This is a genomic window from Arthrobacter glacialis, from assembly GCF_002909445.1.
In the GTDB taxonomy this organism is placed as follows: Bacteria; Actinomycetota; Actinomycetes; order Actinomycetales; family Micrococcaceae; genus Specibacter; species Specibacter glacialis.
In genome coordinates this window covers 19770-45094 of record NZ_PPXC01000007.1, presented here as the reverse complement: position 1 = coordinate 45094, position 25325 = coordinate 19770, and the positions used below count along the sequence as shown (strand labels likewise).

General features: G+C 62.0%; 24 protein-coding genes. 13 read left to right on the top strand and 11 right to left on the bottom strand.

The window, feature by feature from the left end:
* Nucleotides 1-236 precede the first annotated feature (236 nt).
* The gene (locus CVS27_RS10420) at nucleotides 237-968 is read left to right on the top strand and encodes a polyprenol monophosphomannose synthase (protein ID WP_103465840.1); all 732 of its coding nucleotides are present in this window, start codon (nucleotides 237-239) and stop codon (nucleotides 966-968) included.
* A gap of 440 nt (nucleotides 969-1408) precedes the next feature.
* Here CVS27_RS10420 and CVS27_RS10415 read toward each other — a convergent pair whose 3' ends face one another.
* Both CVS27_RS10415 and CVS27_RS10410 read right to left on the bottom strand, forming a co-directional pair.
* The gene (locus CVS27_RS10415; protein ID WP_103465677.1) at nucleotides 1409-2887 is read right to left on the bottom strand and encodes an MDR family MFS transporter; all 1479 of its coding nucleotides are present in this window, start codon (nucleotides 2885-2887) and stop codon (nucleotides 1409-1411) included.
* Nucleotides 2888-3041: 154 nt separating this feature from the next.
* Nucleotides 3042-3461, bottom strand: a complete 420-nt coding sequence (locus CVS27_RS10410) for an Lrp/AsnC family transcriptional regulator (RefSeq protein ID WP_103465676.1) — start codon at nucleotides 3459-3461, stop codon at nucleotides 3042-3044.
* Between the two features lie 68 nt (nucleotides 3462-3529).
* Between CVS27_RS10410 and CVS27_RS10405 the strand changes: the two genes are divergently transcribed.
* The 3 genes from CVS27_RS10405 (at nucleotide 3530) to CVS27_RS10395 (ending at nucleotide 5924) form a co-directional block, all read left to right on the top strand.
* Nucleotides 3530-4156 (top strand): LysE family transporter, encoded by a 627-nt coding sequence (locus tag CVS27_RS10405; protein ID WP_165788290.1) that lies wholly within the window; start codon nucleotides 3530-3532, stop codon nucleotides 4154-4156.
* A gap of 122 nt (nucleotides 4157-4278) precedes the next feature.
* Nucleotides 4279-4656 carry a YciI family protein gene (locus tag CVS27_RS10400; protein WP_103465674.1) on the top strand — a complete coding sequence of 126 codons (378 nt, stop codon included), beginning with the start codon at nucleotides 4279-4281 and terminating at the stop codon, nucleotides 4654-4656.
* Nucleotides 4638-5924 carry an RNA polymerase sigma factor gene (locus CVS27_RS10395; protein WP_243400136.1) on the top strand — a complete coding sequence of 429 codons (1287 nt, stop codon included), beginning with the start codon at nucleotides 4638-4640 and terminating at the stop codon, nucleotides 5922-5924. The genes CVS27_RS10400 and CVS27_RS10395 overlap by 19 nt, the downstream gene beginning before the upstream one ends.
* Here the strand turns inward: CVS27_RS10395 and CVS27_RS10390 are convergent.
* Together CVS27_RS10390 and CVS27_RS10385 are read right to left on the bottom strand one after the other, a co-directional pair.
* Nucleotides 5893-6282, bottom strand: a complete 390-nt coding sequence (locus CVS27_RS10390; RefSeq protein ID WP_103465673.1) for a VOC family protein — start codon at nucleotides 6280-6282, stop codon at nucleotides 5893-5895. The genes CVS27_RS10395 and CVS27_RS10390 overlap by 32 nt on opposite strands.
* A 484-nt stretch (nucleotides 6283-6766) precedes the next feature.
* Nucleotides 6767-7111: a hypothetical protein gene (locus tag CVS27_RS10385; RefSeq protein ID WP_103465672.1), complete on the bottom strand. Its 345-nt coding sequence runs from the start codon at nucleotides 7109-7111 to the stop codon at nucleotides 6767-6769.
* A gap of 305 nt (nucleotides 7112-7416) precedes the next feature.
* Between CVS27_RS10385 and CVS27_RS10380 the strand changes: the two genes are divergently transcribed.
* The 4 genes from CVS27_RS10380 (at nucleotide 7417) to CVS27_RS10365 (ending at nucleotide 11373) form a co-directional block, all read left to right on the top strand.
* Nucleotides 7417-8391: a metal ABC transporter substrate-binding protein gene (locus CVS27_RS10380; protein WP_103465671.1), complete on the top strand. Its 975-nt coding sequence runs from the start codon at nucleotides 7417-7419 to the stop codon at nucleotides 8389-8391.
* Nucleotides 8388-9131 carry a metal ABC transporter ATP-binding protein gene (locus CVS27_RS10375; protein ID WP_103465670.1) on the top strand — a complete coding sequence of 248 codons (744 nt, stop codon included), beginning with the start codon at nucleotides 8388-8390 and terminating at the stop codon, nucleotides 9129-9131. Before CVS27_RS10380 ends, CVS27_RS10375 begins: the two co-directional genes overlap by 4 nt.
* A complete protein-coding gene (locus CVS27_RS10370; RefSeq protein ID WP_103465669.1) occupies nucleotides 9128-9997 on the top strand; it encodes a metal ABC transporter permease in 870 nt (289 codons plus the stop codon). The genes CVS27_RS10375 and CVS27_RS10370 overlap by 4 nt, the downstream gene beginning before the upstream one ends.
* A gap of 182 nt (nucleotides 9998-10179) precedes the next feature.
* Entirely contained in the window at nucleotides 10180-11373 is a 1194-nt protein-coding gene (locus CVS27_RS10365; protein WP_243400135.1) for a GDSL-type esterase/lipase family protein, read from the top strand.
* Between the two features lie 14 nt (nucleotides 11374-11387).
* Here the strand turns inward: CVS27_RS10365 and CVS27_RS10360 are convergent, their stop codons facing one another.
* The gene (locus tag CVS27_RS10360) at nucleotides 11388-11960 is read right to left on the bottom strand and encodes an NADPH-dependent FMN reductase (protein WP_103465837.1); all 573 of its coding nucleotides are present in this window, start codon (nucleotides 11958-11960) and stop codon (nucleotides 11388-11390) included.
* A 187-nt stretch (nucleotides 11961-12147) separates the two neighbouring features.
* Here CVS27_RS10360 and CVS27_RS10355 point away from each other — a divergent pair, with 187 nt between their 5' ends.
* The 5 genes from CVS27_RS10355 to CVS27_RS10335 all read left to right on the top strand — a co-directional run bounded on the left by CVS27_RS10355 (nucleotide 12148) and on the right by CVS27_RS10335 (nucleotide 16272).
* A complete protein-coding gene (locus CVS27_RS10355; protein WP_103465668.1) occupies nucleotides 12148-12909 on the top strand; it encodes a dienelactone hydrolase family protein in 762 nt (253 codons plus the stop codon).
* 148 nt (nucleotides 12910-13057) lie between these two features.
* Complete coding sequence (locus tag CVS27_RS10350; RefSeq protein ID WP_103465667.1) at nucleotides 13058-14377, top strand: hypothetical protein; 1320 nt, start codon at nucleotides 13058-13060, stop codon at nucleotides 14375-14377.
* A gap of 21 nt (nucleotides 14378-14398) precedes the next feature.
* Nucleotides 14399-15400 carry a phosphoribosylaminoimidazolesuccinocarboxamide synthase gene (locus CVS27_RS10345; protein ID WP_103465666.1) on the top strand — a complete coding sequence of 334 codons (1002 nt, stop codon included), beginning with the start codon at nucleotides 14399-14401 and terminating at the stop codon, nucleotides 15398-15400.
* 18 nt (nucleotides 15401-15418) lie between these two features.
* The gene (locus CVS27_RS10340) at nucleotides 15419-15727 is read left to right on the top strand and encodes an AbrB/MazE/SpoVT family DNA-binding domain-containing protein (protein ID WP_103465665.1); all 309 of its coding nucleotides are present in this window, start codon (nucleotides 15419-15421) and stop codon (nucleotides 15725-15727) included.
* Nucleotides 15718-16272, top strand: coding sequence for a P-loop nucleotide/nucleoside kinase family protein (locus tag CVS27_RS10335; protein ID WP_103465664.1), 555 nt, complete (start codon nucleotides 15718-15720; stop codon nucleotides 16270-16272). Before CVS27_RS10340 ends, CVS27_RS10335 begins: the two co-directional genes overlap by 10 nt.
* A gap of 138 nt (nucleotides 16273-16410) precedes the next feature.
* On the opposite strand, the gene CVS27_RS10330 is transcribed toward CVS27_RS10335, so the two are convergent.
* The 6 genes from CVS27_RS10330 to CVS27_RS10305 form a co-directional block, all read right to left on the bottom strand.
* Nucleotides 16411-19524: a family 20 glycosylhydrolase gene (locus tag CVS27_RS10330; RefSeq protein ID WP_103465663.1), complete on the bottom strand. Its 3114-nt coding sequence runs from the start codon at nucleotides 19522-19524 to the stop codon at nucleotides 16411-16413.
* 56 nt (nucleotides 19525-19580) lie between these two features.
* Complete coding sequence (locus CVS27_RS10325) at nucleotides 19581-21104, bottom strand: sulfatase family protein (protein ID WP_103465662.1); 1524 nt, start codon at nucleotides 21102-21104, stop codon at nucleotides 19581-19583.
* 6 nt (nucleotides 21105-21110) lie between these two features.
* Nucleotides 21111-22133 (bottom strand): aliphatic sulfonate ABC transporter substrate-binding protein, encoded by a 1023-nt coding sequence (locus tag CVS27_RS10320; protein ID WP_103465661.1) that lies wholly within the window; start codon nucleotides 22131-22133, stop codon nucleotides 21111-21113.
* Nucleotides 22134-22202: 69 nt separating this feature from the next.
* Nucleotides 22203-23000 (bottom strand): ABC transporter ATP-binding protein, encoded by a 798-nt coding sequence (locus tag CVS27_RS10315; RefSeq protein WP_103465660.1) that lies wholly within the window; start codon nucleotides 22998-23000, stop codon nucleotides 22203-22205.
* 9 nt (nucleotides 23001-23009) lie between these two features.
* Nucleotides 23010-23900 (bottom strand): ABC transporter permease, encoded by an 891-nt coding sequence (locus CVS27_RS10310; RefSeq protein ID WP_103465659.1) that lies wholly within the window; start codon nucleotides 23898-23900, stop codon nucleotides 23010-23012.
* 193 nt (nucleotides 23901-24093) lie between these two features.
* Complete coding sequence (locus tag CVS27_RS10305; RefSeq protein WP_165788289.1) at nucleotides 24094-25260, bottom strand: ROK family protein; 1167 nt, start codon at nucleotides 25258-25260, stop codon at nucleotides 24094-24096.
* Between the last annotated feature and the right edge of the window lie 65 nt (nucleotides 25261-25325).

Sequence of the window (25325 nt, the reverse complement as noted above, 5' to 3'; positions counted from 1 at the left end):
GCTAGGGAGATAGGTTCACGCGCCACTAGAAAACAACTAAGCATGGTGCCATTGGCGCGTGTCTTAATTGGTCCGAAGGTGCGTGGACTTATCTTTGCCCCAGCCGCTTCGCCTATAATGGTCATTTGGCGCTGACTTCCCCGCCGCTGTGTGGAATATGCCATGACCTGGCACCAGCGGTTGCTGACCAGGGCTCTCCACTCTTTTCTACATTCACCACGGAAAGGCACCAATTGTTGCGTGTCCTTGTAATCATTCCCACCTACAACGAGATTGAGTCGCTGCCTAAAACGCTGACTCGCCTGCGTGCAGCCGTCCCGCACGCGGATGTGCTGGTCGCTGATGATAACAGTCCCGATGGAACAGGCCAATGGGCTGACGAGTTCGCTGCCCACGATCCCGCTGTGCATGTGCTGCACCGTGCGGGCAAGGAAGGCCTGGGGGCTGCCTATTTGGCGGGCTTCACCTGGGGCCTTGACGCCGGCTACGACGTTTTGGTGGAAATGGATGCCGACGGCTCCCACCAGCCCGAGCAACTGCCCCTGCTGTTGGATGCCATTGACCAAGGCGCAGACCTGGTCCTGGGTTCGCGCTGGGTTCCCGGTGGAAAGGTGGTTAACTGGCCGCTGCACCGCAAGCTGATCTCCACCTGCGGCAGCTTGTACTCACGCGTCATCTTGGGCATCTCGATCCGCGACGTGACTGGCGGTTACCGGGCCTTCCGTCGCAGCACTCTTGAAGCGCTCGATTTCGACGCTGTTGAGTCGGTGGGCTACGGCTTCCAGGTGGACATGCTCTGGCGCGTTTGCCAGAAAGGCATGAAGGTTGTGGAAGTTCCCATTACCTTCGTGGAGCGCGAATTTGGTGCCTCCAAGATGAGCGGCAACATTGTCCAGGAAGCCATGGTCAACGTAACCAAATGGGGCTTGACTGCGCGCTGGAACAAGCTGACAGGCCGCAACAAGTAGCTTCTTTGCCTTTGGCCCCTTTCGCTCACGACGGCGGAAGGGGCCTTTTGCTGTCCCGTGGGGTTTTGGTGTGGGTTCGATGGGCGCCGCCTCCATACGCGACGCGGGCTGCCGCAGGCGGTGGCGCCGGTGGATAGCGCTGCGATGCGGCGTCACGTGGCCTGACTGCGTGGTCACTGGGCAGATCATGCCGCCAAAATCCGCTGAAGCGGCATGATCTGTCCAGTCAGGGGCAAGAAATCGCCTGCTTCGCCTCTGCAGCCTGCTCATTGACGCCCAAGCCGGAACCCAATAGCAGGGCCCATGAAAAATGCGCCCCGTTCCGCTTGTGGCGCCCCGTTAACCGGGTGCCACAAGCGGAACGGGGCGCATTTCTCGAACGGGAGGGCGTGGGGACTACCCTTCGACGCCGAGCGTCTTGTTGATCAATCTAGAGAAGGCTAGTGAACTCCCTGGCTGGACAGTTCATGGTTGTCCAAAGCCGCTTCGGCCTTGGCCTTTTTGGCCGGGGCCATGAAGGCTGCGATCACCACGATTCCCAGCGAAACGAACGCTGCCACCATGAATCCGTTGCTGAATCCGCTGGCCTGTGCAGCAATGGCATCCTTGCCTGCCTCTGCGGCTGACAACGTTCCAGCCGTCATGACACCAATCAGCAGGGCCGTGCCCGCTGCGCCACCCAGTTGCTGAAGGGTTGAGAGCATCGCGGAGCCGTGTGAGTGCAGCGAATGCGGCAGCGGGTTCAGTCCGGCGGTGAAGGCCGGGGTGAAGATGAACGCCAGTGCAATGGACATCAGCAGGTGCAGGCCAACAATGATGACCAGCGAGGTGTTTTCATCCAGCCGGGTGTAGCCGAACAGGACAGCGGAGAGGAGCATGCCGCCGGGGATGAGGAGCGGTCGGGCGCCTACCTTGTCAAATAGCTTTCCAACAAATGGTGCCAGCAGGCCCATGAGTAGCCCGCCGGGGAGCATCAGCAATCCCGTGTTCAGGACTTCCAAGCCGCGCACGTTCTGCAGGTACATGGGCAGCAAGATGATCACACCGAACAAGGCCACCATGGCCATGACCATCAGGGACAGTGACAGCGTGAACTGGCGGTAGACAAACGGGCGCATGTCCAGCAGGGCGCCGTCGTTGCGCTGCAGGCGGAGCTGGAGCAGCACGAATGCCAGCAGGGAAATCAGTGACACAACAAGGGCAACTATGGCCAGCTGCTGGGTGGCTGCATCAACCGAGCCGATGCCACTGAGCCCGTAGACTAGCCCACCAAACGCCGGGATGGAGATCAGCACGGAAGGAATGTGGAGCCTTGAAGCAGCCCGTTCGGAGGTGGTGGGCAGCAGGCGTGAGCCCAGGATCAGTGCAATGACCGCAATGGGCAGCACAAACAAGAACATGAAGCGCCAGGACAGGGAATGCAGGATGATCCCGGAGAGCGTGGGGCCAATGGCCGGAGCCACCGAGATCACGATGGACACGTTGCCCATCACAGCGCCGCGGCGGTGGGAGGGAACCAGATCCAAAATGGTGGTCATCAGCAAGGGCATCATGATGGCCGTACCCGATGCCTGGATGACGCGGGCTGCCAGCAGAACCTCAAAGCCCGGAGCCAGACCGGCAAGCAAAGTTCCGGCGGAAAACAGCCCCATGGCCAGGATGAAAACTGTCCTGATGGGGAAACGGGTCAGCAGGTAGCCCGTTGCCGGGATCACCACTGCCATGGTGAGCATGAACGCGGTTGCCAGCCATTGGATGGCGGAGGCGGAGACGTCGAACTCATGCATCAGGCGCGGCAAAGCCACGTTCATGATGGTTTCGTTCAAGATCACCACGAACGCCGAAACCAGCAGCACTGTAATAGTGGTGCGGTCCCGCGCCGAGAGCCGTTCAGGCACGGTTGTGCTGGGTTTTGACATGAATGGTTCCTGATCCTGGATGTGAAAATGTGGTGGTGCCGAGGCGCCGCAGTGCTGGGTTGCCGCTTGCGCTGCCGACTCACTCCTTGCAAGCGCTGAACTGACTGTATCTATTCCCGGGCTTTGGAACATTCTTTCCCATGGTCTGAAGGTTCTAACGCAGGGCCAGCCGAGTCTGCGTCTGAGCGGCGCCGCCGTCGGCCTTGAGTTTGCGCAGCAGCTGGTCAAGGGCCTTGGTGCTCGGCACCACCACGTGAAGGATGTAGTCGTAGGGACCGGTGACATGGACGGCATCACGGATTGCGGGCTCGGCGCTGGTCCAGGCGAGGAATGCGGTCGAGTCCCCGTCAGGCTTCAGGCGTACATCGATGAAGGCTTCAAGATGGGGTCCGTTCTGGGTCACGTCACCGGCAAGAACGGCCTGATAGCCCACAATTACGCCCCTCGTTTCAAGCCGCCGCACCCGGGCGGATGCCGCGTTGGTGCTCAGCCCTATGCGGGCACCCAGCTCACTGAAGGAAATCCGCGCTTCCTGCCGGAAAATGCTGAGAATAGTCTCGTCTGTACTGTCCATGCCGCGATTCTATCCGTTGAGCCGTCAGATTCTCAGTGAACGCGATGGCAGTGGCAGATAGTGAATCCATGGACATCACTTATGCCTTCGCCGGGGGACTGCTAGCCGGGATCGGACTGGCAGCACCCCTGGGAGCCATCGGCATACTTCTGATCCGGGAGGGGCTCACCGTCGGTTTCAAGAGAGCGTCACCGGCCGCCCTTGCCGTGGGGCTTATGGACGCCAGCTACTGCGCCCTGGCCGTGGCCGTGGGGTCAATGGCGGCACCCATCGCGGCATCGTGGGGCAGCATTCCGCGCTTGCTGGGCGGACTGGCACTCATCGCCTTGGGCGGAACTGGCCTGTTCAAAACCCTCGCTGCCAATCCTTCACGCCACGAGCTGACTTCACCGCCGGCCAAGGGACACAGATTTCTGATCTTTGCAGGCCTCACCGCGATCAACCCAGCAACGCTTGTCTACTTTGCCGCGTTGACGGTGGGTCTGGGCGCCGCTCTGGGCTCACCTGGCGCCGCACTGGCCTTTGTCCTGGGCGTTGCCGTGGCCTCGCTCGACTGGCAGCTTGGCCTGGTGTTGGTGGGACATGCCCTGCGCGGCCGGATCACCTCCCGTGCCCAGCGCCTGCTGAACATGGCGGGACATTCACTAGTTCTGGCCTTGGGAGTGGCCGCCATCATCTCTTCCGCGGCCACGTAGAGGTTCCCCGCGCCGTCGAGCTCGTGTAGTTGATCCTGCGTCGATTGGGGTCGCGGTCAATCGTCATGGCTATGAAGCACCGTTCCCTAGACGGCGCCACGAGGAAGTAGGAGACTTACGTCATGCGCTACACATTGTTATTGCACTACCCGGAGGGTGATGTTGAATCGATCGGTGCCGAGGCGATGGCGGAGGGCCAGCGCGCCTTCGCCAGCTATGCCACGGCACTCCAGCAAGCCGGTGTCCTGGTCAGCGCGGAGGTTCTCCAACCGTCGGGGAGCACCACAACCCTGAGCATGCCCGACGGCGTCCTGCAGGTTCAGGATGGGCCGTTCGCCGACACGAAGGAACAGTTGGGCGGGACGTTCGTGATCGACGTGGAGAATCTGGACGTCGCCATCGGCTGGGGCAGGCAGGCGCCATCCATTGCGTGGGGTGCGGTGGAGGTGCGGCCGGGGGCGACGTACACGGTTGACGGAACGTGGCAGCCCAACACCTGAGCTCTGCGGAGGCCCGGGTCGCTGCCGAGCACGTGGCCCGGGCCTCCTACGGACGCCTCATTGCGCTGCTCTCCGCTTCCACCGGAGATGTGGCGTTGGCCGAGGATGCCCTTGCCTCAGCGTTTGAGCAGGCTCTCGTGAAGTGGCCCGGCGGCGGTGTTCCCCGCAATCCGGAAGGGTGGTTGCTGACTGTGGCCCGTAACCGGCAGCGCGACCTTTGGAAGTCCTCGTTTCAGCGCACCTCTGCGCCGTTGGATGCTGCCGCAGACAGTGCATACGACGCCGTGTCCCCTCTGGGTGCCGTCGATCCTGACGCCATTGGCGACAAACGGCTGGAGTTGCTCTTTGTGTGCGCCCATCCCGCCATAGAACCTGGCGTGCGCACCCCGCTGATGCTCCAAACGGTTCTTGGCTTTGACGCTTCGCGGATAGCTGCGGCGTTCGCGGTACCTGCCACTGCCATGGCGCAACGGCTGGTACGAGCCAAACAGCGGATTAAGAATGCCCGCATTCCCTTTGCCGTGCCGGACCGCCACGCCATGCCGGAACGGCTGCCGGCAGTGCTGGAGGCCATTTACGGCTGCTACGCCATCGGCTTCTCCGATCACGGCAAGGACAGTGGGGATCTCTCCGGCGAAGCACAGTACCTGGCGATCACACTGGCTGCCTTGTTGGACTCGGAGCCGGAACCGTGGGGCCTGGCCGCGCTCATCACGCTCTCCCTGGCCCGGACACACGCATCAGTACACGGCTTTGTTCCCCTTGATGAGCAGGACACAACGTTGTGGGATGCGCGCCTCATCGTTGCAGGGGAGCAGTTCCTGCGCCGGGCAACGTCGGCGGGCACGCCCGGGCGATTCCAGCTGGAGGCAGCCATCCAGGCCGTTCACTGCAACAGGTTCCGCACTGCGCAGACCGACTGGGCTGCACTGCGCACCCTGTATTCTGCGCTATTGGTGGTGGCTCCCAGCTTTGGATCGCGCGTCGCCCTGGCGGCAGTCATGGGGCGGGCCGAGTCAACGGCGGCAGGGCTCGCGGAGCTGGAGGCCATGGCGGCAACGGACAAGCGCACGGAAGCATCCGCTGTCGAGAATTTCCAGCCTTTTCACGCCACACGGGCGGAGCTTCTGGACCGGGCCGGGCGAAGTGCAGAAGCCCAGGCTGCCTTCGCCACGGCAGCTGCCCTGACTGGGCGGCCCGCAGTGCGCGAGTACCTCCTGCACCGCGCGGCTGACGTCAGGGCCGAACCGGATCGGTTTGCGCCATGATGGCCAGAGTGTGGCCGTCGGGGTCGGTGAAGAACGCCATCCACTCCTCAGCACCGGATTCGTGCCTGAAAATCATGTGCGGGGCGGCTGCGAACGTGACCCCTCGCGCCGCCAGCGCCAGGTGGGCGCCGTGGATGTCCGGCACCTTGAAGTAGAGGACTGATTCGCCTGGATTCCCGGGGTCTTCATCCGCAGTGGTCAGGTACAACCGCGTGCCGGCCAGGTCAAAGAACGCAAGCTCGCCAAAGGTATACAGGTGCGTCAAGCCCAGGACGTCCCGGTACCAGGCAACGGCCTGGTCAATGTTGCCCACCCTCCGGGAGATCTGCCCCACCGGGCCCAAATTGATGTCAGTCATGATGATTCCCTTCGTTGCAGCCCTACCCACGCGGTAGATTTCCCGGCCAACGCCAGCTGGCAGTCGACGCAGTGCTCGATTTCCATTTTTCCCTGTGACTCATTCCACGTTTTGCATGTGCATGCGTGACGGACATTTCGTTGGGTCTTGGTCGTCGGCCAAACCAGCATTCATGGCGCAACGACGATCGGTAGCGGTGGAGCCGGCCCAACCGGCGACAGCCTGCGTAACCGAGACGTCCGCCCAAACATGGGGCAGCACCGAACGGCAGCGGACCGGGCCGCACGGCTGATTGGCTGTGGCCCGACGCAACGAGGTGGCCAACTGGGCTTGCGGCAGCACGTGACGAAGCGCTTGTTGCCGACCAAGAACGCAGCGCGGATGCCAACACGATGACTGTCGCCACGTGCGGTCGTTATTGGCCTGAATGATCAGACGTTGGGGCTCCGGTCTGGCCCCGGATTCGGGTTTCTGGGCCGTGCCTCTAGTGGTTAAGCAATTCACCCGGGCAGGCCGCGAGGGCTGCCGGGCTGCCCAGCACGTAGAGAGACAGGTGATCTCCGGGCACTCCACGGTGCACCAGCACGTGCAGGGGATGTGTCAGGCCGTCCGCCTCGATGATGTCGACGTTGGGGTTGCCCTGGAACACGGCTGTGGGAAGGTCGACCTCCGATTCACCTGAGCCTGCGGCCACAGTGATGCATTCGCCGTTGCCGACAACTTTGACGTGGGTGTGGTCGGCCAGTGCTGGCCCGGAGGCTCCGAGCACCAGCAACACTGTAGCGGCCGCGGCCGGTACTGCCAGTCGGATTGCCTTGTTGATTCTCATGTCCAACCCCTTCGATTGTGCGGGACAATTATGCGGGCAACTCGGCCAACGCCCAGCAATGAACGAGGTGTCACACACTCCACATTGGCAGAAGCACCAGCCCCGGTCAATAGGTCGATTCTGTCCCAAGCAGCCATCTGAAAACGCCGAACATCAGGTCAAAGGAGAGAATCTTCGCCGGGTTCCGCGGGCTGCTTGCCGTGGACGGGGACAGGAGGTGCACATGGCCGCACAACATGCCACGAGTCGTATATTACGGCGCTCCGACATTTGAAATTTCGGCGCGCCTAAACTATTCTCAGGGCATGGCAATATTTTCCTCCACGCGACCCAAACTCCTTCGTCGTGCGCTGGCGGCCGGTGCCGCTTTTCTCGCCTTGACCCTCACGGCGTGCGGGGCTGCTGACCTGCCAGACGGTGGCGGCCAGAATGACCGCCCCGTGGTGCTGACCACCTTCACGGTTCTGGCCGACATTGCCCAGAATGTGGCTGGAGACAAGCTGCGCGTCGAATCGATCACCAAGGTCGGTGCGGAGATTCACGGCTACGAGCCCACCCCGGCGGACATCCGCAAGGCCAGCAAAGCGGATCTGATCCTGGACAACGGCATGGGGCTTGAAGCGTGGTTTGGACAATTTGTGCAGGACGTGAAGGCGCCGCACGCTGTGGTGAGCGACGGTGTGGAGTCCATCAACATCACAGAGGACGCCTACAAAGACAAGCCAAACCCGCACGCCTGGATGTCGCCGGCCAACGTGCAGATCTACGTGAACAACATGGTGAAGGCCTTTACCAAACTGGATCCGGCCAACGCTTCCGTTTATGAAAGCAACGGCGCCGCCTACAACGCGACGCTTCAGGGGGTGCAGGATGACCTGGTGGCAGATCTGGCGGTCCTGCCGGAAAACCAGCGTGCCCTGGTCAGCTGTGAAGGTGCCTTCTCCTATTTGGCCCGTGATGCTGGACTAACGGAAAAGTACATCTGGGCCGTCAATGCAGAACAGCAGGCCACACCCCAGCAGATCTCCGGGGTGATTGAATTTGTCCGCAGCAACAAGGTTCCGGCTGTTTTCTGCGAGTCAACCGTATCCGCGGCCCCCATGGAGCAAGTGGTGGAGGCCACCCATGCCAGCTTTGGTGGAACGCTGTACGTTGACTCGCTGTCAGCAGCCGACGGCCCCGTCCCCACCTACCTGGATTTGATTCGGCACGACGCCAAGGTCATCACCACCGCCCTCACCGGCGCACCCGCAGGAACCCAGCCAGGAGGCACATCATGAGCGTCGCCATTGATGTTAAGGCTGTAACCGTCCACTACGGGGATGTGCTGGCGCTGGACCAGGCCACCCTCAGCCTTGACAAAGGGCGGATTTGCGGCCTGGTGGGCATGAACGGTTCGGGCAAATCCACCTTGTTCAAGGCCATCATGGGTTTGGTGAAGCCCGACGCCGGAACCGTCACCATCGACGGTGCAACGCCAGCGAAAGCCCGCCGGTCCGGCGTCGTCAGCTATGTTCCCCAAAGCGAGGACGTGGACTGGCAGTTCCCACTCTCGGTGCAGGATGTTGTCATGATGGGCAGGTATGGACACATGGGGCCAAGCCGCCGGCCACGCAAGGCAGACAAGCTGGCCGTGGCCGAGGCCTTGGACCGTGTTGAGCTCGCCAAGTACGCGCACCGCCAGATTGGCCAGCTGTCAGGGGGTCAGAAGAAGCGTGCCTTTGTGGCCCGCGGCATTGCCCAGGAGGCAACCACCCTCCTGCTCGATGAGCCATTTGCCGGTGTGGACAAACGTTCCGAGGCCACGATCTGTGAGCTCCTGCGGGAACTGGCCAGGGACGGTGCCACCATTCTTGTCTCCACCCACGACCTCCATGCGCTGCCCGATTTGGCTGATGAAGCCGTGCTGCTCATGCACAGGGTTCTGCTGCATGGAACGCCCAACGACGTATTGCAGCCAGAAAACCTGGCGCTTGCCTTTGGCCTGGATATCGCCACCCGAAGCGAGAGCACCCCATGACCATCTTTGATTTCCTGCTGGAACCCTTCGACTACGTCTTCATGCAGCGGGCACTGGCCGTGACAGTCATAGCTGCTGTGGTTTGCGCCGTCCTGTCGTGCTGGCTGGTGCTCATTGGCTGGTCACTCATGGGCGACGCCGTCTCGCACGCAGTCCTGCCGGGGGTTGTCCTGGCCTACATTGTTGGCGCGCCTTTCGCCGTTGGGGCCGTGATCTTCGGCGTCCTGGCCGTAGCCTTGATCGGCGCCGTACGCGACACCAGCCGGGTCAAGGAGGATGCAGCCATTGGTATTGTGTTCACCACGCTGTTTGCCCTGGGACTGGTGCTCATCTCCGTCACGCCCAGCCAAACCGACCTCAGCCACATCATTTTCGGCAACCTGCTGGGGCTCAGCCACTCCGACCTGATCCAGGTGCTGGTGCTGGGCGCCATCACCCTGGTCATCCTTGTCATCAAGCGCCGGGACTTCACCCTCTTCGCGTTCGACCCCACCCACGCCCACGCGATCGGGCTGAATCCACGCATGCTCGGGGCGTTCCTGCTGGGGCTGCTGGCGCTGACCTCGGTGGTGGCACTGCAGGCGGTGGGTGTGGTGCTGGTGGTGGCCATGCTGATCATTCCCGGGGCCACGGCCTACCTGCTCACCGACCGTTTCGGTCGGATGCTGATCCTGGCCCCCAGCATCTCGGCAGTCTGCGCCGTGGTGGGCCTTTACGCCAGTTACTACCTTGACGCCGCTTCCGGAGGCATGGTGGTCCTGACTCAGGGCGCAGCATTTACCCTGGTTTACTTGTTCAGTCCGCGTCATGGCTTGCTGGTCACCCGTATCAAAGCCGTACGACGCCGGAAGCTGGCTGCCGCCTAAGCGGCTCCAGAGCGGCGACCCGGCCCAGCGTATTTGCCCCGCCGGGACTGCTTTGGCGCCGTTCGTCGTCATTCCTTGCATGACTGGCAAGCTAGCGTATTAGGCTGGTCTCCTGGCCGGATTTTCGGTCGAGCCCAACACGAGGGACCCAACGTACAACCCCATGCGCCCAGACGGTGCAGGTGAAGAACGGGAGCATTGCCATCTTGAACTGGACCACCACCTCACCCATCCCGGCAGGCTTCTTCAAAGGTGCGCAGGAGCTTGAACAAACAGGCCGGGGCACTGTGCCGCACCGGCTCCCGGCAAAGGCATTGGCCCAAGCGAACCACGACGCCCAGTTAGTGATGGCGGAAGCCCAGCCCTCCGGGGTGCGCCTGGCCTTTCGCAGCAGCGCCAGCACGGTGGAGCTGGACACAGTGCGTTCCAGACTTTCCTACTCCGGTGCTCCGGCGCAGCCCGACGGCGTGATTGAACTTGTGGTGAATGGCGCAGTGATGGCCAGCTCCGCCACCCGCGGCGGCAACACCACCACCATCGACATGGCCACCGGTGCCGTCAGCCAGGCAGCGGGCCCGGTGTGCACCAGTCGCTTCACTGGGCTGCCGGAGGGCACCAACTCCATTGAACTGTGGCTGCCGCACAATGAGCAGACGGAGGTCGTGGCGCTGCGCACGGATGCCTCCGTGGAGCTGGCTCCGGCAACCGGGTTGCCGGTGTGGTTGCACCACGGCAGTTCCATCAGCCACGGCTCCAATGCCACCCGGCCTACGGCGATTTGGCCGGCCGTTGCTGCGCGCTTGGGCGGTGTGGAGCTGAGCAACATGGCATTGCGCGGAAGTGCACTTCTGGACCAATTCACTGCACGGGCCATGCGCGATGCCCCTGCCGATCTGATCAGCGTGAAAATTGGCATCAACCTCGTTAACCTGGACTTGATGCGGCTGCGTGCCTTTGGGCCGGCAGTTCATGGCTTCCTGGACACCATCCGTGACGGCCACCCCACCACGCCTCTTCTGGTGGTGTCGCCCATCCACTGTGCCATCCATGAGGGAACTCCGGGCCCCGGGGCTTTTGACCTGGCGGCACTGTCATCCGGTGAGATTCGATTCTGTGCAACAGGGGACCCGGCTGATATTCCTGCCGGGAAACTCACGCTCCAAGTGATTCGGCAAGAGCTGGAGCGGATCGTTCGCCAGCGGGCCCAAGACGATGTCAACATCCACTATCTGGACGGGCTGGCACTCTACGGCGCGCACGATGAGAACGAGCTCCCGCTCCCTGACGCCCTGCACCCCGATGAAACAACGCATCACGTCATCGGGGAGCGCTTCGCCGCGCTGGCGTTCGCTCCAGGGGCGCCCTTCGGTGCCTGAGCTCGGCCACCGGCCTACACGGTGATCTTTTGCGCACCCACCACCTTGACAACAAAAATGTGGAACTCCTGCAACCAGTGCCGCAGGAATTCCTCGGTGCTCGGAACGGTGACGTTGCCGTCATCGTCGATCAGGCCCTCGGTGAAATGGATGTAGCACTCCGGGTTGGCCAATTCGGGCGAATTCACAAACGACAGGATGCTGCGCAGGTGCTGCTGGGCCACAGCCGTGCTGATGTGGCCGGGGGAGGTGCCGGTCACGGCTGAGGGCTTCTTGGCAAAAGAATTGGAACCCCACGGCCGCGACCCCCAGTCAATGGCGTTCTTCAAGGCGCCGGGAATGCTGCGGTTGTACTCCGGGGTCACAAAAATGATCGCATCCACTGCGTCCACGGACGCCTTGAAGGCGCGGGCTTCGGCCGGGAAATCGGCGTCGTAGTCGCGGCTGTACAGCGGCAGCTTGCCAATGGGAATGTCCACGAGCTTGAGTTCCGGCGGCGCCAGTTTCACCAAGGCCTTTGCCAACTTCTTGTTGATGGAATCTGATGCCGTGCTGCCAACAAAAACTCCCACTGTGTAGCTCATCAGCTGTCCTTCCGTGGAGACTGTGCCGGGCACTTGCCCGCAGCTCTCAATGTAGACCTCGCTGTCCGCCGCGTCCATGCTTTCCCGCACACGACGGCGGCCCCTAAAACGTCTGGCGCGCGGGAGCCAGCCGCGGCTACACTAGGCGCAATGGGGCAGCATTCCATCGGGTTGAAGCTATGGGGGCCACATGACTGAGGCGGGCGCCGGGGCGAAATGGCCCCCGGACCATTGGCAAGAGCATTCCTTTCCGCACCTGGACCATGCCCATGCCTTCTATGTGATCGACCATGGCCGAGCTGAATTTGAGCTGCCGAGCGTCATGCTTATGCACGAGTTTCCTGGAATCAAGCGGAACCTCGTACCGTTGGTCGACACACTGTCCCAGGACTTCAGGGTGGTTGTTCCGTCCATCCTTGGGCGTGATGGTGAACCGAAGGGCTTGCAGTCGCTCAAGCAGATATGCGTGCGCCGCGAAGTGCATGTCATGGCCAGGCATGGGGTTAGCGCGGATGTGGGCTGGCTCAGGGATTTTGCCGACGAACACGTGGCGCGTCGGCGCAATGATCCATACGGTGTGATCGGGATGTGCTTCTCCGGCAACTTTGCGCTTGCGCTTGCCGTCGATCATCGTGTGGCGGCGGCTGTGATGGCCCAGCCCGCCATTCCGGTTTGGCCCTGCGCCTTGGGGCTCTCCCGTAAGGACCGTGACGATTTGCAGAATCGCACTAATCTGAAGGTCCAGGGCTACCGTTTCCGTTGTGACCTCATATCACCTGCCGCCAAGCTCACGGCCGCCCAGAAACTGCTCGGAGACAAGCGAATGCAGACGTTTCCCTTGAGCGGATCCGAAGAACGCAAGCACTCCACCCTCACCGGACCTTCGGCCAGCGGGGAAGCTATTGCCGGTGTCCGCTCGTTCCTGCGTGAGCGCCTGGTGGCTGCGCCCTGACGTCGGTGCCCGGCAATGCGTGGCATACGTTTCATTGTCCGTTTGGACAATTGACACCCGCTTTCACCGGGCGGAACATTGGGGTAACAATGGCGAGGTGGCTGTGGGGCGCTGGGGAGCGGTAGGCCGCCTGGGGCAGGGGGCTGTGATGTCTGCTGGATTGGCGGAAGTAGTTCCAGCCGCTGTCCGCGAGGTGATGGCCGTCGATCGGCCGCCCACATGGCGTGGGACACCCTTCCGAGTCACTTACATCTACACTGACCGTGAAGTTTCCGGTGCCGAACTCCTGGGCATCCATACGTGGGCGGCCGAGGAGCACCTTGAAAACCCCCGCGTCATTTCACCGTTCTCACTGCAGTGGGCTTCAGTTTTTCACCCCCGTTTCTACCAGGCGTCTGTCCGGTCAGGGATCTCCGCCGGGTCCCCGATGGCACCCACGCAGGGCCAGTTCGGCGATGGCGCCCTGCAGCGGCTGTGGCTGGAGTCGGTGATGTTTCTGGCCTCGGTGACGCTTTCCGCCGCCGTGGTCCAATCCCGCTACAGCTCCGGTACCTTGGGCAGCAAGTACGACCGGCTCTGGCAGGCAGGCAGGTACGCTTCCATGGGTTTGATTCCCGGTGTTTCAGGCCAAACCTTGACGGATGAGGTGAATGCTATGGCCCACAGCTCCGACATCGCGGATCTGGACAGGCTTCTGGGGATCCGCCGCTGTTTTGAAGAAATCATCAACCATCTTGACGGTCCGGGCACTGTCACCGAAGTCCGCCTGTCGCACGGCGAAGTCCCGTTGGAGCTGCGGCCGCGGTTTGCATTCATGAATGACCTTAAAGAACGGCTCGGCCCTGAGCTCGAGTGTGTGGTGGTGTATGGCTCCAGTGTGAACAGCCAGAACTTTGCCGACTACGATCTGGTCCTGGTGGTGAAACATCCGGAAACAGTTCTGCGGAAACTGCATGGCACCTCGCCCAGCTTTGCCGGCAAGGAATTGAACGTTGGCATCTACTCGGCGCAGGAACTGTGGCGTATGCAGTGTCTCTCGGGCGACAATCTGGCCAGCTACGGCCTCTGCATCTACGGTGAGGCAAGGGTGCCAGCCAAATCCACGCCGGATCTGATGATGCGCAACCTCAGCTTCGGAATGGTCCGGCAACGCCAGCAGCTGGGGATGGTGGGCGCTGCCCTGGCGCATCAGCCGGATTCAGGAGATGACCTGCACAACCTTTTTGAGTATTTTGTGAAGATTCCAGCCAACATCGCCAAGGGAACCTTTGGTGCCATGGACCACAAGCTCACCAAAAACCAGGTACATGAGTGGTTGGAGTCGGTCTGCGGCTTCCGCACCCCCGAGATGCAGCGACTTGTCGGCGAGGGTGACCCCGGACTGGCGTTGGCGGAATCAGCGGTGGCAACAGGTGCCGCGCTGCGTGCCCTGAACGAGCGCTTTAGCGTTGTCCGCCAGCAAGCGTGAACCGAGAAAAGGAGATCACCCATGCCCACCTCCACCCTCCACCGGAGTCCGGCCGCCAGCCTCATCCTTGACCAATGTCTTGACGTGGAGCTGGAGGTGGAACTCCTTGCCTCCACCGCGGCGCAGGTAGTCCTGAGCGGGCCCAGCGGTGAGGAATTGCGGGTGGACCTGAGCCACCCACGGCACTCCTTCATGGACCAGATCCTGCAGCAAATCACGTTTGATTTTGGGGCTCTGCCACTCCTGGTGCTTGGCGACAGCAAGGAAATTCGCCTATTGACCCCCAAGATTGCCTTGGCCAAGCTCTTGCCCACTTTGTATTCGTTCACCAACAACCGTTATGGGGTGGTGGAGGGCACCGAGGAGATTCGGGCCCGGTTCTCGGCAGAAGTCTTCCGGGCCATGGCGTTGTCACCGGGAGCCTATACCCTCTCCTCGGCCTTTCTTGCCCTGGTGGAGTCACCGGCAGGTCCGCTGCTGGCGGAGCGCCGGGTGGAGGTGTGCAACCTGGAGACGCGCGTCAAGCGGTACCACATTGGTTCTCCGATCCACAGGTATCTTTTCACAGACGAACACCCCACTGTCTCCGGCCCGGCGCTGCAGCGTTGGGACCGCTTCGCTGATCCAATCGTCTGTTTCGACTGGCGGCACCCCCTGACGGATCGTGAGGGCAACCGTCTGGCTGACGAACCGCTGCCAGACGACTACGCCGCGCTGTGGACCAAAGACGTGCAGCGGGCAAAACACCTTGCTCGGGACACTTTCGGCTGGCTGGAAGATTTTTTCACGGCCGGAGGGCTGAAGCTCATCGACATCTGCTTCTTCATCGATCAAAGTAGCGGCACTGTCTACGGGGAAATCAGCCCTGACTGCATGCGGGTGCGAACCCATGCCGCGGATGACGCTGACGCTCTCGACAAGGATCAATGGCGCAGCGGCGGCGGTCCGGACTCGATTCTTGAACGCTATGCCCGCCTGCATTCCATGCTTTTTGGGCCATCACACACCAGCCACCAGCAATAACGCAAAGGAGATTCCGTCATGAGCACGTTAACCATCAAGAACACCAGAACAAAGGTTTCGCCCGGGGGTGTCATCACCTTGCCGGTGTCTGCGCGCAAGGCCCTGGGCATGAAGCCCAAAACCGGCTCCCGTGTGACAGTTGCTGTTAAGGGAGACGTTGTGCTTCTCGCCCCGGCAACGGCCGACGGCGGATTCCGGGTTTCGCCCAGCGGCCAAATGGAGGTGCGTGGGGACGCCTTGAAGGTACTCGAAGGCGGCAAGGAGCGGCATTTCTACTTCGAATTGGATGACGAGTCGCACACCGTTGCGTTGCATCCATGGGGGTAGTTGATGGGCAGGTCATTCGGGGCGTGGTGGGCATCGATGGCCATGATGGCACCGGAAAGACCACCATTGCCAAGAACGTCGCTGCCCAGTTGGGCATGTCCTACCTGCGTCCCTTTGGGGGGAGCCGTGGGCAGGAACTGACCCGAGCCAGCGAGTCGGGAGACACTGCTGAGGTGCTCCGCATTGGCGCATCAGCGCTGGAACACGCCCTCGAGTCAGCGAGCCAAGCTGGACCTGCCATTTTGGACAGGTCGTGGATGACTGTGGCTTCGCTGGTGGATGGCAAGGCTTTCCAGGACCACTGGACGTTGTGGATCCCCACCATTTTGTGCTGGACCGACCTTCCCACAACGCTGGCTAGACTGGCGCAACGTGATGAGCCCGAAGAATCCCTGGCCGCGCACCGCCACTACATTGCTCGATACAAAGAGCTTGCTGAGGCCAACGGGTGCACCGTCGTAGACACCTCCCATGCCAGCGAAGAAGACTCAACAGCTGAAATGGCCTTGGCAGTTCTCGCCCTGCTGGGAAACGCCGCGCACTAAAGTCTTTCGCTCCCTCAGCCCTGGACGCTGCTGCGGAATCGGGACCAAGAACTTGGGGCGGGCACCGGAAGTGGTTTCCGGTGCCCGCCCCAAGGACAAGCTGACTGCTAACTACTGACTGCTAACTACTGACTGTGGTTAGTGGCTGGCCGTCCTGCGACGGTTCACCGCGAACACGGCGCCACCTGCCAGGAGCAGCAACACTGCCAGTCCGCCAAACACGGTGGCGTTGGCCCCGGTGTTTGCCAAGTCATCCTCAGCCGGGGTGGTTGTTGCAGCGGTTCCCTGGGTGGTTGTCGGGGTGACTGCTGCAGCCGTGATGGTCAAAGCAGCACTCAGCTGACGGGCCTGGCCGTCAACACCCACACCATCAATCACAATGGAGTGCTGGCCAGCAGCCACATCCGCCGGCAGGCTCACACTCAAGGACACAACACCCTGGGCATCAACCGTGGCAGTACCCAAGTTCACCGGCGTGGAATGCAGAGTGAAACTTGCACTCGTCCCCGGCTTGAGGCCCTTGCCGGTAATCGTGAGCTTGCCACCGGCAGAGACACTGTCCGCGCTCAAGCCAATGCCACCAGCCGGAGCCGACGCACTCTGCGTTGCGGACGGTGTTGCCGAAGGAGTGACTGATGCGCTCGGTGTTGCCGGTGCCGTGGTCGCAGGCACAGTGGTGGCTGGCGCCGTAGTTGCCGGTGCTGTCGTGGCTGGTGCCGTTGTTGCTGGTGCCGTTGTCGCCGGAGCCGTTGTTGCGGGAGCAGTCGTTGCTGGCGCGGTGGTCGGCGGAACCACTGCAGCGATGGCCACCGAGCCAAACCCCGTCAGGGTCCCGGTGGCGCCCTGAACACTCACAATGTGGGCCCCAGCGGCAAGTCCCGTGGGAATGACTAACGGTGCCTCGCCGGCGGCATTGCTGCGAACCCACTCGCCACTGGCGGTACGTGGGTTGATCCCTGCGCCGTGAACTGTTGCGAGCAACCAGGTGTCTGCGGGCAGGTTCTTCAGGGTGAGGTATTCGCCGCCGCTAAGTTCGGTGCCCGGAACAGCCAAGTTGACGGGTGAGGTGGCCGGCAAGGTCGCCGGATCCACAATGGCCGGTTTGGCTGCGGGGGCCGCAGGAGCAGTGCTCCAGTTGATGCCGGCTGTCTTGAAGTGAGTCAAGTCCTGGAGGGCCATGCGCCCGCCAAGAGTGCTGGCACGTTTGCTGAAGTCGGTGTATTTGCGGCTGGCCTGAGGTGACCAGGCAACCTCGGCCGTGGCCAGGGTGCGCGGGTACTGGTAGGTTTCGGTCTGGTCCATGCCGCGGATCCATTCGCCCCACTGCACGGTTTCCACGCCCAGCACCCGGTCGTCGCCAACACCGGGCAGGTACGTCCCCGGATCCCAGTCATAGTGGTTTTGCAGGGTGCAACCACCACCACCGCAGGCCCAGGTGCCGCCGGCGGTCTGGCTGGCGTCCTGCTTCTGCGGGATGTAGGTCTTCTCTGCGGGGGAGAGGATCACCTTGGAGTTGTTTGCCAGGACCCTGTTAGCAACTTCCTGACGGTTCCCGGCCCAGTACTGAACCACGGCGCCTGCGGGCAGCGTGGCCTGGGAGTACTCGTTCCAGCCGATGACCTGCTTGTTCAGGTCCTTGACCTGAGCCGCAAAGGCCTCAATCATCGCCTTGTACTTGTTAATAGGAGTGGAATGCGACTCGTCACCGCCAATGTGCAAATACGGGCCGGGTGTCATGGCGGCAATCTGCGTCAGGACCTCCTTGGTGAACTCATAAGTTGCTGCGCTGTCCGCGTCGAAGGTGGAGGCGCCCACATTGCCGGAGCCCTGGAAAGGTGCGGTGGTCTGGCCAGCCAGCGGCTTGGGTGCCGAACCGGCTGAGTTCAGCTGCGGAATGGCATGCAGCGCGGCAGTGGTGTGTCCGGGCATGTCAATCTCCGGAACCACCACCATGCCGTTCTCACCGGCGTAGCGGACAATCTCCTTATAGTCAGCCTTGGTGTAGAAACCCGTGTGGCCCAGCTCGGTGCCCTGGAGAACGCCGGCATCGTTGTAGGTCATGGCGGTTTTGCCGGAGATGTCCGTCAGATCCGTGTACTTGATTCCGGCAGGGCTGGTTGCCGGCTGGTCAATGGCAATGCGCCAACCCTGGTCATCGGTGAGGTGCAGGTGCAGCTTGTTGTATTTGAACTGGGCTGCGTTGTCGATGTGCTCCTTCATCTCATCAACGGTGTAGAAGGAGCGAGCCACATCGATCTGGATGCCGCGGTGCTCATAGCGCGGGTAGTCACTGATGACCGCACCGCCCACAGTCCACGGCGTGTTGACAACAATGTCCGATTCAATCCACTGCGGGAACAGCTGGCGCAAGGTCTGCACGCCGTTCAACGCACCGGCTGAGGTATTGGCCGCCACCTTGACTCCGTTGGCATCGGCCTGGATGGTGTAGCTTTCCGGCTTGGCTTCGGAGCTGTCGGGCGCCACGGTGAAGGATACGTCGGCGGCGGTGGCGGTTCCGGCCACCACAGGCAGGGCAAACCCTGTGCTCTTGCGAGCTTTTTGGGCGAAGTAGTTGGCCGCGTCAACAGCTGCTCCGGAGGCAATAATGCGACTGGACGGGGTCAACCGGAATGTTCCCGCCGCGGTCACGGCGGAGGCCACGGGCAACGGCACCAAGGACAGATTCTCAGGCACCACGGGCTGGGGCTTGTCATAAATCTCAAACTCGGAAATGGAGTAGCCGAACGTCGCCCACTGCTTGGCCAACATCACCCGTACGTATTTAACGTTGGCAGCACCCACCAGGATTTCGTCAATGCGTGCCGGACCGGTGGTGCTGGTCACGGACTTGACATCAGTCCACGTGATGCCATCCGCCGAGGTCTGCAAGGTGAATTGACGTGCAGCGCCGGCGGGCCAGTTGATCCTCACATTGTCTACCGGGCCGCTGGCTGCCAGCTCTACTTGGAACCAGCCGGCGTCACCGGCTGATGAAGACCAGCGCGTGCCGGTGTTGCCATCCAGGGCGTTTGCGGCAACGTTGCCCGGGATGGCGGCCTCAACAATATGCGCAGTGGCGGTGCCTGTCCTGGCAATATTGATGGGACTTGCCGCCGGTGCCGGCGCAGGCACCACAATCGGGGCTGCCTGGGCTTGCGGGGCTGTAAAGGCTGTGGGCAAGACAGCAGCAAACAGGCCGAGCGCGGCGGCGCAGGCGAGCCCGGCCGTCGTCGTTCTTCTAAGTGCTTTCAATCGATTACTCGCTTTACTTCTCTTGGGACCGCAAGAGGCATCCGATTCGGGTGGTGCTACTGAGTGATGAAACGTTCGACGGCGGTCACTGGGCGTACGCGCTCATTCGCGGGAATGTCACCGGCAAAGGCCAGCCACTGGGCAAACTTGTCGCCCCGTTCAACCAACTGGCGGTACATTTCCCGGCGCATGGCCGAAACTCGTTCCCGATAGATGGGGACGTTGATAACGTTGTTCAGCTCATCGGGATCGGCCACCATGTCGTAGAACTCGTCAATGCCTTCTGGGTTGGCAATGTACTTCACGTCCTTGTTGCGCAGCATGCGCTGGGCGTACGGGAAGTGGTGGCCGTGGAATTCGCACAGAATATCCTCGCGCCAACCCTCAACCTCCGCGCCGGTGGCCAGCGGCAACAGGCTCCGTCCTTGAACGCCGGATGCGTCAGCGCCGGCGATCTCATGGAAGGTGGCGGTGAAGTCCAGCAGGCTGATGAAACGGTCTTCACGGCGCTCAATCTCGCCGGGAAGGGCCAGGATGGCGGGTATGCGGTAAATGTCCTCATACATGGCCGGGCCCTTGTCGTTGAGCCGGTGGGCGCCGGTGAACTCGCCGTGGTCGGCGGTGAACATGACAGCTGTGGAATCAGTCAAACCAAGCTCATCCAGAACAGCCAGGATGCGGCCCACCTCGTAGTCGATCATCGAGACGTAACCCCAGTAGACGGCTGTGAGCTTCTTCCATTCATCCACCGTGAAGCAGTCGGTGGACCAGTATTCGGCGTAGGCCTGCTGAATGAGGGGCTTGCCTTGGAACGTTTCGGCAAAGGAGCCGGGCAGTTCCACCGTGGACGGATCCACCATGTCATACCACTGCTGCGGGATCAGGTACGGCAGGTGCGGGCCAAAAATGTGGCAGGAGAGGAAGAACGGTGTGCCGTCTTCCCCCTGCAACGCCCCGGCCGCGAATTCACGCAGTTTTGCGATGGTTTGATCCGCCAGAAAGGCCTCAAAGGTGGCTTCCGTGGGCTGGTCGGTGACGCCGGCAATCAGGTGGCCCTGGCTGCCGTCGGCACGTGTGGTGTACACGGGGGAGGAGATGCGGAAGTCCGGGTGGTCGTTGGCCTTGAGCCAGTCCTCATAGCCCGGATCATCGAACACGTTCAGTGCCCCGGGCAGGTGGATTCCCTCAAAACCGTAATGCTCGGGACCGCGGTCCTTGCCCACATGCCATTTGCCCACATGACCCAGCCGGTAACCCTGGTCAATCAAGGCTGAGGAGAAGGTGGGCAACCCGTCGGGAAGCTCCTCCCGGTGCCCGGAGTTCCACTCATAGTTGGCCAACAAGCCATGCTCAAAGGGTTGCAGGCCTGTGAGCAGGCTGGCGCGTGCGGGGGTGCAGATGGCCGTGGGCGTGTAGGCCCGGTCAAACGTTGTCCCGCGCGCTGCGAGCCTGTCAAGGTTGGGTGTGTGCTGTGAGGTGTTGCCGTAGCAGCCCAGGGTGTCGATGCGTTGCTGGTCCGTCATCAGGAACAGCATGTTTTGGCGCTTGTTTGGAGCGCTCGACGGTGTTGGCGAAGTCATGGAGAGCTATACCTTCGGTGCGCTGACAAACAGTTCGGAGTTGTAGAACGTCTTGGGGTCCACAACTTCCTTGATCTTTTCAGCCGTCTTGAACTGTTCCTGCAGGGCGTTCAGCCAGGTGTAGACGGTCCCTTCCGAGGAAAGAGTTTCCAGTTCCTTGGAGGTGAACAGCTTGGCCACGCCGGCCTGGGCCTTCATGTCCTCTTCCTTGAGCTTGAGGAACGTGGCGGTCAGGGCAATGGTGGTGTCCTGGTTGGCGTGGCGGTAGTCGTTGGCGCTCTTGACCACGGAGATGAAGTTGGTGGCCAGCTCCTTGTCCTTGGCGGCACGGCCCGGTCCTGCCACGAAGGTGGAGGGGAAGGTGAGCTGGTCGATGAAGTCTTCGTTGGAGTACAGCTCCACCAGGTCCGGCTGACCCTTCTTGGCGCTGTCGATCAGCGGGTACCAGAGGGCTGCGCCGTCCACCTGCTTGGAGGCGAAGGCTGCCACGATTGCCGGCGGTTCCATGGCAGTGACCTCGAAGTCTTCGCGGGTGAGGCCTTCCTTCTTCAGGGCCAGTGAGAACAGCTGGTCGCCCGAGGTGCCGGCCGGAACCGCCACCTTCTTGCCCTTCAAATCAGCCAGGGTCTTGTAGCCGGGCTGTGCAATGATCCGGTCTGCGTTGGAGACGGAGTTCACGGCCCAGATCTCTGCCTTGCCCGACGCCGGCAGCCACAGTGCACCGGAGCCGATGTAGGCCACGTCAATGTTGTCGGTGCCCAGTGCCTGGATGGCCAGCGGGCCGTTGGTGAAGGGGAGGTACTTGGGCGTAAGCCCTGCCTTGGCCCAGTAGCCTTCTTGGTCTGCTACGGCCATCAGGGCTGCGCCGTTGTAGTCGGCGATGTAGCCAACCTTGATCTCCACAGCCTCTTTGACGGCTGCGTTGGCGCCAGCCTCGTCAGTTTTTGCGCCGCAGGCGGCCAGCAGGGAGATGGCTGCGGCACCCATGGACAGTTGCAGGACGTTGCGGCGGGAAAATGTTGAGGACATGGTGTCTCCTGAAGAGTTGTTGCCCGTCTCGGGGCAGGGGGTATGAAGGGGATGACGCGGAAAGCTGTGTTACTGGTGGGCTTCTGCCACGCCTGGCTGGTGGTAGACGGCTTCCCAAACTTGGGCGCGGAGGCGGGTGAACTCATCCGAGAGCCGCATTTCCTCGGTGCGAGGGTAGGGAAGGTCTATCTTGATTTCCTTAAAGATGCGCCCGGGCCGGGCAGCCATGACAATCACGCGGGAGGCCAGGAAGACTGACTCGTCCACGTCGTGGGTGACAAACATGACCGTGCGGCGTTCCTTGGTCCAGGTCTCCAGCAGCTGTTCCTGCATGTGGACGCGGGTCAGTGCGTCGAGGGCGCCGAAGGGTTCGTCCATGAGCAGGATTTCCGGGTTCACGGCGTAGGCGCGGGCAATGGCGCAGCGCTGCTTCATGCCGCCGGAGAGTTCCTTGGGCAGGGCGTCGGCAAAACGGGTTAGGCCCACCAGTTCCAGGTAGTGGTCCACAATGACACGGCGTTCCTTGGCGGGAAATTTCTTCAGCTCCAGGCCGAACTCCACGTTCTTGCGAACAGTAAGCCAAGGGAACAGTGCGTATTGCTGGAAGATCACGCCGGTGCGGGTGCTGGGTCCGTCCACCTCGCGGTCATCAACCATGACCCGCCCGCTGCTGGGATCCAGCAGGCCGGCGGCGGCATTGAGCATGGTGGACTTCCCGCAGCCGGAGGGGCCCACCACGGTGACGAATTCGCCGTCGGCAATGTCCAAGTTGACGCCATTCAAGGCGGTGAACGTGGTGCCGGAGAGGGTGAATTCCTTGCGCAGGTTTTCAAAGCGGATCATGGCATTTTGAGTTGTGGTTGTCATGGGTGGTCCTTAGCGGCGTTCTTGCCAGCGGGTCAGGTGGGCTTCGATCATCAAGAGCAGGCGGTCCATGAGCAGGCCCAGGATGCCGATGACGATGACGTTGACCAAGATGGTGGGCATGTCGTAGAACTGCTGCGCCTGCTGCATGCGCATGCCCAGACCGTTGGGGGCGGCCAGGAGCTCGGCGGCCACCACCGTGGCCCAACCGGCGCCGAGACCAATGCGCATGCCCACCAGGATGAACGGTGAGGACGCCGGGACCACGACGCGGCGGAAGATGACCATGCTGTTGGCCCCAAGCACACGGGCCGCGTTGATCAAGGTCTTGTCCACGCTGACCACACCCTGGTAGGTGGAGATCACACAGGAAAGGAAAGCTGCCAGGAAGATCACGAAGATCTTGGGTGTTTCGCCGATTCCCATGGTCACCATGACCAGTGGCAGGAGGGCCAGTGGGGGAATGGTGCGGAAGAACTGCACCCACGGTTCAATGATGGCGCGGCCAATTTGGTACCAGCCCATCAGGAAGCCAACCGGGACGGCTAGCAGGCTGCCGATCAGGAATCCGCTGAGAACTCGGGCCAGTGAGGCGCCTGTGTCCTCTGCGAGGGTGCCGTCCGCCAGAAGCTCCCCACCCCGAATCAGGACTTCGCCGGGACCAGGCAGTCCCACAATTCCGGCGCTGGAAACGATGGCCCACGCGCCCAGACCGGCCGCGACCGAAGCAAAATTGATGGCTACCAGGGCCTTGCGGCTGAGCTTGCCGGTGCCCGTTGCGGACTTCTTGCTTGCCGACTTGCTTGCTGGCGCGGGGGACTTACGTGGTGCTTGATGATGTGCGCTGCGCTCTCTGCGGGCGGTAGGGTCCGCCACGGAGCTGAGGGTATCTTTCGGTGCCATGGATAAAACTTATGGCACGGATCACACATTGTCAAGGCTCTTTACATAAGTAGGGTTTGCGTTAAGTTTTACGCCGAATGGGTACTTTTGCACGACGAAGCAAGGGCTCACCCTGCGCTATTTTGGCGCGCCTGAGCTTGCTTCCCCTGCATCCTGCTGGGGTGGTGCGTGCGCTGGATGTTGGGTGAGGTCCCTAGCTGAGGGTTGCCATGGCCCAGTGCTTGAGTGCCATTTGGGCCGCGCCGTCACTGCCTGCGGTTGGCGCGAAGGGGGTGGTGGTGATGCTGGTGGTGCGCGGCCCCAACCCCAGATGCTGTTCTGCCAAGGCGCTGCGGACGGGAGTCAGCAGCTGTTCACCAAATTGCGAGAGTTCACCGGCAAACACCACGCGGCTGGGGTCCAGCAGGACGCAGGCGCCCACGGTGGCGCGGGCCAGCAGTTCCCCGGCCCACGCCACGACTGCTGTGGCGATTTCGTTTCCGGCTGCGGCAGCTGCGGCAATGGCGGCAATGGATTCAAAGGTTTGTCCGCGGTTCGCAGCCTCGGTCAGCACACTGGCTTCGTTGAGGAAGCTCTCCAGGCAGCCGCGTCGCCCGCACCAGCAGTGGGGGCCGGTGAAGTCAACGCTGATATGCCCCATTTCACCGGCGATGCCGTTTCCGCCGCGCAAAGGCGCGCCATCGACAACCATGGCTGAGCTGACGCCGGCGGCAAGGACCACATAGAGGACATTGTCGCTGGCCTTGGCGTAGCTCAGGGCGGCGAGGCGAATGTTGTTGTCCCACAACAGGGGAATGGGCAGGGCCTCACGCAGCGGGGCCAAGGTGGCGCCGTCGGGGTCCAGCTGGTGCTCCTCGCCGTCGGAGAGGGAGTTGGGGTTTGCGTGGCGGCTGGCAATTCCTACACCCATGCCTACGGCCGTCTCGGGGGTGATCCTGCCGGCCCGGATCATTTCGCCAAGCATGTCTGCTGCGAGTTGAACTTTTCCCTGCAGGTCAATGGATTCGGTGAGTTCCCAATGTTCATGGGCAACCGTTGAACCGTCAAAACCTGCCACCGAGATGCTCAGGCGGCGACGTCCCAGCTCGATGCCCACGGCGGCTCCTGCGCCGGGGTTCAGTTGCAGCACCTTGGTGGGGCGGCCATTGCGGGCGGCCCCGATGCGTTCCTGATCAAACTCGGTCAACACGCCGCGGTGGCGCAGATCCCCCACGATGGCCGAGAGTGTGGTGCGGGACAGCTTGGTGTCAGTCTCGAGGTCGCGACGGGTCCGGTGGCCGTGGGTCACCAGGGAATCCAGGACTCGGAGCTCATGCCGACGCCGCACCGCCTGCAATGCGCTGTCATCGGGTGTCAGCAAGTCCGCCTCCTTGAGTTGTAGACCAATCGGCCATGACGGCTTATGTAAAGTCTATTGTTTTATTG

Coding starts and splice junctions, on each gene's coding strand:
- CVS27_RS10415 (WP_103465677.1), bottom strand. CDS start 2,887: ATGTCAAAACCCAGCACAACCGTGCCTGAACGGCTCTCGGCGCGGGAC.
- CVS27_RS10410 (WP_103465676.1), bottom strand. CDS start 3,461: ATGGACAGTACAGACGAGACTATTCTCAGCATTTTCCGGCAGGAAGCG.
- CVS27_RS10405 (WP_165788290.1), top strand. CDS start 3,530: ATGGACATCACTTATGCCTTCGCCGGGGGACTGCTAGCCGGGATCGGA.
- CVS27_RS10400 (WP_103465674.1), top strand. CDS start 4,279: ATGCGCTACACATTGTTATTGCACTACCCGGAGGGTGATGTTGAATCG.
- CVS27_RS10390 (WP_103465673.1), bottom strand. CDS start 6,282: ATGACTGACATCAATTTGGGCCCGGTGGGGCAGATCTCCCGGAGGGTG.
- CVS27_RS10385 (WP_103465672.1), bottom strand. CDS start 7,111: ATGAGAATCAACAAGGCAATCCGACTGGCAGTACCGGCCGCGGCCGCT.
- CVS27_RS10380 (WP_103465671.1), top strand. CDS start 7,417: ATGGCAATATTTTCCTCCACGCGACCCAAACTCCTTCGTCGTGCGCTG.
- CVS27_RS10375 (WP_103465670.1), top strand. CDS start 8,388: ATGAGCGTCGCCATTGATGTTAAGGCTGTAACCGTCCACTACGGGGAT.
- CVS27_RS10370 (WP_103465669.1), top strand. CDS start 9,128: ATGACCATCTTTGATTTCCTGCTGGAACCCTTCGACTACGTCTTCATG.
- CVS27_RS10355 (WP_103465668.1), top strand. CDS start 12,148: ATGACTGAGGCGGGCGCCGGGGCGAAATGGCCCCCGGACCATTGGCAA.
- CVS27_RS10350 (WP_103465667.1), top strand. CDS start 13,058: ATGTCTGCTGGATTGGCGGAAGTAGTTCCAGCCGCTGTCCGCGAGGTG.
- CVS27_RS10345 (WP_103465666.1), top strand. CDS start 14,399: ATGCCCACCTCCACCCTCCACCGGAGTCCGGCCGCCAGCCTCATCCTT.
- CVS27_RS10340 (WP_103465665.1), top strand. CDS start 15,419: ATGAGCACGTTAACCATCAAGAACACCAGAACAAAGGTTTCGCCCGGG.
- CVS27_RS10335 (WP_103465664.1), top strand. CDS start 15,718: ATGGGGGTAGTTGATGGGCAGGTCATTCGGGGCGTGGTGGGCATCGAT.
- CVS27_RS10325 (WP_103465662.1), bottom strand. CDS start 21,104: ATGACTTCGCCAACACCGTCGAGCGCTCCAAACAAGCGCCAAAACATG.
- CVS27_RS10320 (WP_103465661.1), bottom strand. CDS start 22,133: ATGTCCTCAACATTTTCCCGCCGCAACGTCCTGCAACTGTCCATGGGT.
- CVS27_RS10315 (WP_103465660.1), bottom strand. CDS start 23,000: ATGACAACCACAACTCAAAATGCCATGATCCGCTTTGAAAACCTGCGC.
- CVS27_RS10310 (WP_103465659.1), bottom strand. CDS start 23,900: ATGGCACCGAAAGATACCCTCAGCTCCGTGGCGGACCCTACCGCCCGC.